The sequence below is a fragment of the Eubacterium segne genome (assembly GCF_014287775.1).
In the GTDB taxonomy this organism is placed as follows: Bacteria; Bacillota; Clostridia; order Lachnospirales; family Lachnospiraceae; genus Eubacterium_G; species Eubacterium_G segne.
This window is the reverse complement of the sequence record NZ_JACOOZ010000006.1, coordinates 234,305-241,417: the sequence shown is the minus strand read 5'-3', so window position 1 is coordinate 241,417 and position 7,113 is coordinate 234,305. Positions and strand designations below refer to the sequence as shown.

The 7,113-nt window shown below is 35.2% G+C and carries 6 protein-coding genes and 1 tRNA gene; 1 reads left to right on the top strand and 6 read right to left on the bottom strand.

The features are described 5' to 3' along the window. From H8S00_RS09985 to ilvN, 3 genes are all read right to left on the bottom strand, one after another. Window positions 1-1,094: hypothetical protein (locus tag H8S00_RS09985; RefSeq protein WP_186840495.1), on the bottom strand; the 1,094-nt coding region annotated here is incomplete at its 3' end. Window positions 1,095-1,562: 468 nt separating this feature from the next. After that, window positions 1,563-2,603, bottom strand: coding sequence for a ketol-acid reductoisomerase (gene ilvC / locus H8S00_RS09980; protein WP_118590034.1), 1,041 nt, complete (start codon window positions 2,601-2,603; stop codon window positions 1,563-1,565). Between the two features lie 66 nt (window positions 2,604-2,669). After that, on the bottom strand, window positions 2,670-3,152 hold the full coding sequence (gene ilvN / locus H8S00_RS09975; RefSeq protein WP_021953914.1) for an acetolactate synthase small subunit: 483 nt from the start codon (window positions 3,150-3,152) through the stop codon (window positions 2,670-2,672). 192 nt (window positions 3,153-3,344) lie between these two features. Here ilvN and H8S00_RS09970 point away from each other — a divergent pair. Beyond that, a tRNA-Thr gene (locus tag H8S00_RS09970) sits at window positions 3,345-3,417 on the top strand. Between the two features lie 100 nt (window positions 3,418-3,517). Here H8S00_RS09970 and H8S00_RS09965 read toward each other — a convergent pair. From H8S00_RS09965 to H8S00_RS09955, 3 genes are all read right to left on the bottom strand, one after another. Next, on the bottom strand, window positions 3,518-4,432 hold the full coding sequence (locus tag H8S00_RS09965; protein ID WP_118590036.1) for a ketopantoate reductase family protein: 915 nt from the start codon (window positions 4,430-4,432) through the stop codon (window positions 3,518-3,520). Window positions 4,433-4,504: 72 nt separating this feature from the next. Then, the gene (hflX, locus tag H8S00_RS09960) at window positions 4,505-5,737 is read right to left on the bottom strand and encodes a GTPase HflX (RefSeq protein ID WP_118590038.1); all 1,233 of its coding nucleotides are present in this window, start codon (window positions 5,735-5,737) and stop codon (window positions 4,505-4,507) included. Between the two features lie 9 nt (window positions 5,738-5,746). Next, on the bottom strand, window positions 5,747-7,111 hold the full coding sequence (locus H8S00_RS09955) for an MATE family efflux transporter (RefSeq protein ID WP_243053112.1): 1,365 nt from the start codon (window positions 7,109-7,111) through the stop codon (window positions 5,747-5,749). Window positions 7,112-7,113 lie beyond the last annotated feature (2 nt).

The following is a 7,113-nucleotide window of genomic DNA, read 5'->3' as shown; positions in this document are numbered from 1 at the left end:
GCATAATAATTAACATCAGGATTTGCCTTTAAAATATAAGCCTCACCTAATTCACCGGTTCCTTCCCATGTGACTGACGGATCAATTGTAACAGGATACTTTCTGTCAGTTGAAGTCAAGTAGTCATTATCTACAACTATTTTTAATATATATGCATTTATTCCCTTTGTTTCAGAAACGGACTTCTCTAATTCATAATGTACATCTTCACTGTATGCTTTTCCCGTACTATCATTCATTGATGGTGCCGGAATTCCCGCAACAATACTGTCTTTTTCCTTGTCAATAAATGAAATCCCACCACCTACTGCATCAAGACGTACCTCAAGATTTTCAGTACATATTTTATATAAAAATTCATTATTATCAGGAATTTCATTAAGTATAATGTCTTCTTTTATTCCATGCTCTAACGAATGATATGCTATTTTTGTATCATTCCCGGTGTTTTCATATACTGCCTTTATGCTTTTTTCTTCCTTCTTTCCAGTTACAGCATCCTCAATTTTTTCAGTTTCTAATGATACCTTATCGGTTTTAGTTTCTACATAATCATCCGAATTCTCCCCGGCATCCAACGGTACAAATGATATTCTGTAGTCATCCTGTGTAAGAAGAACCGGGCTTTCCTCCCCGATTGTTTCCGGCAAATATTGTTTTGTATCTCCGGACTTATTTACATACTTGTATTTTTTTGAATTTTTTACGGAAATATTTTTTGCCAAAGATATGATTTTCTTATCCTGTGATTCAGCGGAAACCAACTCTGAATTATAATTTCTTAATTTTCCATCCTCTTCAAAGCGTATGTTGTCTGAATAATATACTGTTTTTTTCATTCCGTTGCTCATAAGGTACGTATTTGAATTTTCATCTCTCATACTCTTTATTTCCTTAATTACAACAGGCTTTTCTCTACCTTCATCATCAATGCTCTTGTCATTATTTTCAATTATTTCCTGTTTATCTGACATTAAAGCATTTTCCTTTGTGATTTCCGACTCTGATTGCACTGCTGAAACATTAATACTTGTTACACACAATGCCATTGCCATTACTACCGAAATCATTTTACCATAAATGTTCCTTCTCATAACTTTTCCTCCATTTCCTTTGTTCACTACTTCAATTTCTCCCTAAGTTCCATTTTTAAAAATGGGGGTTCTTACAAGTAATATTTATGATTGATTATAAGTGCTATAATCCTAACCTCTGATCCCCCTTTTTATTTGTTCTTCATTGTCTACTTGCCCCCACCAAACCAAATATAATTCGTACAAGACTTTCACTCACATTTTATTATTGGGATTTTAATATTTCAATAGATCTTGCGCAAGCGTACCTTTTTTTTGCGCAAGTGATGCTTTTAGCGACGGATTTCTTATTGATTTTCGTGTTTATTTTTTTCATTAATTAGATATTTTTAAAACGAAAATCAATAAGCGGCGTGCATTCCTTAAATGCACGCCTATAAACCCAAAAGAACACACAGCCTCTTGTGCAAGCACAAGGCTGTGTGTTCTTTTGGGTTTATAATCCTTCGCTTAAAAATTGCTAACGGATTAGTTGTTGATTAATTTGTCGTTTTCGTTGTTCCAGCTGTAAAGCTTTCTGATCTGTTCTCCGACTTTTTCTGATGGATGTTCTGATGCTTTCTTTCTCATCATCTTGAAGTGTACCTGACGTCCTGCAGGTGACATATCAAGTAAGAATTCCTTAGCAAATGAACCGTCCTGAATATCTGAAAGAATCTGCTTCATAGCCTTCTTTGTATCTTCTGTTACAATCTTAGGTCCTGTTATATAATCACCATATTCAGCTGTGTTTGAAATTGAATATCTCATTCCTGCAAATCCTGACTGATAAATTAAGTCAACGATTAACTTCATTTCATGAATACATTCAAAGTATGCATTTCTTGGATCATATCCTGCTTCACATAATGTTTCAAAACCAGCCTGCATTAATGCACAAACACCACCACAAAGTACTGCCTGCTCACCGAATAAGTCTGTTTCTGTTTCTGTTCTGAATGTTGTTTCAAGAACACCTGCTCTTGCTCCGCCAATTCCTAAAGCATATGCAAGTGCTAAATCTAAAGCCTTACCTGTAGCATCCTGTTCAACAGCTACTAAACAAGGAGTACCCTTGCCTGCCTGATATTCTGAACGAACTGTATGTCCCGGTGCCTTAGGAGCGATCATAGTTACATCTACATCCTTTGGAGGATTAATACATCCGTAATGAATGTTGAAACCATGAGCAAACATAAGCATATTTCCAGCTTCAAGGTTTGGCTCAATATCCTTCTTATACATATCAGCCTGAAGTTCATCATTAATAAGAATCATAATAATGTCAGCCTTCTTAGCTGCTTCTGCTGCTGTAAATACTTCAAATCCCTGCTTCTCAGCCTTAGCCCATGACTTACTTCCTTCATATAAACCAATAATGACATTGCATCCTGATTCCTTTAAGTTTAAAGCATGTGCGTGTCCCTGGCTACCATAGCCGATAATTGCAATTGTCTTACCATCTAATAATGAAAGATTGCAATCCTCCTGATAATAGATTTTTGCTTCTGACATAATTGTCGCCTCCATTTGTAAAATATTTATTATTTTATAAAGAATGTAATGTAAATATTAATTCTCTATATATAAACTACACTATTTAATTCCTCTTGCAAGACCTGTGATACCTGTTCTTACTAATTCTAAAATCTCATAATCTTCAAGAAGACTTAAAAATGCAGAAAGCTTTGACTGGCTTCCTGTAATCTCAATCATAACACTGTCCTTTGCCACATCAACAATATTAGCCCTGAAAATTTCAGTCACGGATATAATCTGCTGTCTCTGTGCAGGAGTAGTCTTTATCTTTACAAGAATAAGTTCCCTTGTAACTGAATTATTAAGTTCTAAAACATCAACTCTTCTGACATCCTCTAACTTTGTAATCTGCTTAACAATCTGTTCTAATATAGCATCATCACCTGTTACTACAATAGTCATTCTGGAATATTTAGGATTTTCAGTCTCTCCAACTGTTAAACTGTCAATGTTATATCCTCTTCTGCTAAACAAACCGGCAATTCTGTTAAGAACACCTGATGTGTTATCTACTAAAACCGATAATACCTTTTTATTCATATGTACATCCTCTTTTCTCAGATTTAATGCTCGTATAATCATAACACATATATTTTTACGTTTCAATATTTAGTGAAAATATTTTATTAATAAAATTTCATACATTCAACGAATTATGCAATTATGACATTACTAAAATATGTTATTGTAAAATTCATTAGAATATGTTATTATTTTTAAGTCGTATGACAGGCTGCCATGGCTCAGGAGGTAGAGCGTCGCCTTGGTAAGGCGGAGGCCACGGGTTCAAATCCCGTTGGCAGCTTTATTTTTTTGCCTTTTTTAAAGTTTCTCATCATATTTGAATCATTTGTGTTGCATTTCGTGTTGTATAGAATTAGAAACACCATATTGATATTCCTTTTTTATTTATTTTCCAATACACGTATTCCATGATAAAACATTTCATTTATCGGAGTAGGCACATTAAGCTCTTTACCCATTTTTACCACATTACCTGCAAACATATCTATTTCCGTTTTCTTCCCTGCTTCTAAATCCTGAAGGGTTGATGGTTTGTTCTTTTCAGGTATTGTAACTACAGTTTTGTTTTGTGCCTCTATTTCCTTTTCCCCTAAATCAATTCCTTTTTTCCCGGCAATTGCAGCCACCTCTCTCATGGCATTTATTCTAATCCAGTTTGCATTATCATCAGTTCTAAAAGCGCCAAAAGGTATACCTAAAAGGGCACAGGTCATATTTTCTCCAATATTGCACATATATTTAAACCAGATTCCCTTTAACATATCTTTCTCAATGGAGTAGGGAATATCAGCCTTATCAAAAACCTCTTTTACCGCCAAAACCCTGTCTGTATACTCGTGATTTTCTTTCTCACCAAAGTGAATTTTTCCCCAATATGGATCAAAATCAGCCTTGCCATCCTTCATAACTACTGACATTCTCATAAATGAATATAAAACATGCTCATTTCCAAATTCTTTTATCAGACGTTCCTCACTGTCAACCCCATTTAAAAGTGACAAAATAAGGGTATTTTTCCCTACCTGATTTCTAATATCCTCGATAGCTTGCTCTAAGGAATATCCCTTAACGCCAATTATTATTAAATCGGCCTCATCTCCCATTACATCAGGAGTAATTATTGGGAACTTATAATTTATTCCATTTACGGTGACACCTTTATTTTCTAATCTTTCTTTTCTTTCACCATTGGCAATAACCCTAAAGTTTTCACCATAAGTTTCATATAATCTCGGTGCAAAAAATACTCCCATGGCTCCTAATCCGATTAAAGATATTTTTTCTATATGTTTCATTACAATGCCTCCTGTCCTTCTCCTTAATTGCTTCTTTTGTAGTCATTGTTATGCCTTTCGTTTCTGATATGTCTATATTCTGTCCATAATTTGCGAAGGTACATATGCCTTAAGATGTATTCCATCTTCTTTATATTCCTCACTAAGTACCTGACCGTATTTTCTGATTATTCCTATTTTTCCTGCTTCTGAATAATCGTATACCTTTTCCACCATTACACGCATGGATTTCAAAGCTGCCTCTATTGCGTCATTTATTTCATTTAGTCCGATATTTTTCTTTATTGCAGCACTAACTGTGTAATCAGCATTAAAATCCCTTAAAACCGGCTTTTCTTCTACCTTATCTATTTTGTTAAATACCGTAATGATTATTTTATCTTTTACTTCAAGATTTTTTAGTGTTTCATAAACTGCATGGACATTTTTATCCATAGAAGGATTTGAACAGTCCACCACATGAATAATTATATCTGAATACTTTGCCTCTTCTAAGGTACTTCTGAAAGCATCTATTAAGTGATGAGGCAATTTTCTTATAAATCCGACTGTATCTGTCAGTAAAACCTCCTGACCGTTAGGAAGCTTATAATTTCTCGTTGTAGGATCAAGAGTTGCAAAAAGCTTGTCTTCCTCTAGCACATTTGCCGCTGTTAAAGTATTAAGTAGTGTAGACTTTCCGGCGTTGGTATATCCCACTATGGCAACCACCGGAACAGGATTGTCCTGTCTTTTAGCCCTTGTAACCTGTCTGTGGCTTTCCATATTTCTAACCTGTTCCTTTAGCTGGGATATTCTGTTTCTGATAAGACGTCTGTCTACCTCTAATTTCTTTTCTCCCGGGCCTCTTGTTCCTATTCCGCCACCCTGTCTTGAAAGATTTCTCATTCCAATAAGTCTTGTGGAACGATACCTAAGCTGTGCTAACTCTACCTGGATTTTTCCTTCGGCACTTTTTGCCCTTCCTGCAAAAATATCAAGAATTATAAGAGTTCTGTCCATTACCTTAACATCTAATTCATCTTCAAGATTCTTATATTGTGCAGGAGATAATTCATCATCACATACTATGGCATCTGCCTCTGTTTCCCATATTAAATCCTTTATTTCCTGAACCTTTCCTGAACCTACATAGGTAGTGTTATTAATGTGGTCTAAATTTTGGATAACTCTTCCCACAACCACTGCACCTGCTGTATTAACCAGCTCCTCCAGTTCATCTAAAGATTCCATTGCGTCATCTTCATTTCCTGTTGCCACGGCAACTAAAATTATTTTTTCCGTATTTTCTGCGGTTTCGTACATAAACGCTCCTTAAATATCATTTTTTACTATGTTAATATTTTTCCATTTGCCTTTTTTATACCTTATAAGGCTAAACAGTCCGTTTAAAAGCCATGTTATTCCCGTAGCATAGAATACTCCGTAGCTTCCCATGAAAGGTATAAGGGTAAGAGGATATGCAAAACCTACACGTCCTATACACTCCACAATTCCGGTAAACAGTGAAAATATTGCATCTCCAGCACCATTTAACACATTTCTGGTGGTATATATCATTCCCAAAAATATGTAAAAACAGCTTGTTATTCTAAGTCCGTCAACAGCCTGTTTCATAACCGTAGGGTCTTTTCCGAATATGGAAACAATCTGCGGTGTAAATATCCAGAATAAAAGCATTATGCTAATTGCAAATATTGTGGTAATGGTTGTTGCCGTGTTAAATCCTTTTTTTACCCTGTCAATTTTTCCGGCTCCAAGATTTTGTCCCGTATATGTAGATACTGCTGCACCCATAGACATAAATGGCTGTTGGATAAGGGTTTCAATTCTTGATACTACCGTAAAAGCCGTGGTAAAATCTGCTCCATAGCTGTTTACAATTGCCTGTAAAACAATTAATGAAAAAGCAATAAGTGCATTTTGCAATGCTACCGGAATACCCAGTCTCATGCTTTTTCTAATTATCATATTATTGATTTTGAAATTTTCTCTTTTAATTCTAAAATATGAATTACTTTTATAAGCATATATTATACATGTTATTGCTGAAATAAACTGCGAAAACGCTGTGGCAACACCTGCTCCCACTACTCCCCAGTTAAACACCAGCACAAAAATAAGATCTAATATAACATTAAGAATGCTGGCAAATATCAAAAAGATCAAAGGTGTCTTGCTGTCTCCCAATGCTCTTAAAATACCTGATACACCATTGTATAATCCCATACATATAATACCAATTGATGTAACTTTAAGATACGCCACTGCATCCTCTAAAATAACTGCATCTGTCTGTAAAAGTATAAGAATAGGTCTTGCTGCAAAGTATCCCGCAATAGCCATTATGGTAGAGCATGCAATTATAATTATGGTAGCATTTCCAATGGTGTCTTTAACATTTTTTTCATCATTGGCACCAAAATACTGGGAAACAATGATTCCAATTCCCACGGAAAGACCACCTACAAGTGAAAAGAAAAAAAACTGCAATGATGCTGTAGTTCCAATGGCTCCAAGGGCATTTGCACTTACAAACCGTCCAACTATTACGGAATCCACCATATTGTACAGCTGTTGAAACACATTACCTATTAACAGTGGTATTGCAAATGCTAAAAGCAACTTGTATGGTGTTCCTACTGTCATATCTTTTACATATTTATTCTGATTATCCATTT

Bases quoted from the DNA above. Each gene is read 5' to 3' on its own strand.
- H8S00_RS09965 (WP_118590036.1), bottom strand. From the start codon at position 4,432: ATGAAACATATAGAAAAAATATCTTTAATCGGATTAGGAGCCATGGGA.
- ilvN (WP_021953914.1), bottom strand. From the start codon at position 3,152: ATGAATAAAAAGGTATTATCGGTTTTAGTAGATAACACATCAGGTGTT.
- ilvC (WP_118590034.1), bottom strand. From the start codon at position 2,603: ATGGAGGCGACAATTATGTCAGAAGCAAAAATCTATTATCAGGAGGAT.
- H8S00_RS09955 (WP_243053112.1), bottom strand. From the start codon at position 7,111: ATGGATAATCAGAATAAATATGTAAAAGATATGACAGTAGGAACACCA.
- hflX (WP_118590038.1), bottom strand. From the start codon at position 5,737: ATGTACGAAACCGCAGAAAATACGGAAAAAATAATTTTAGTTGCCGTG.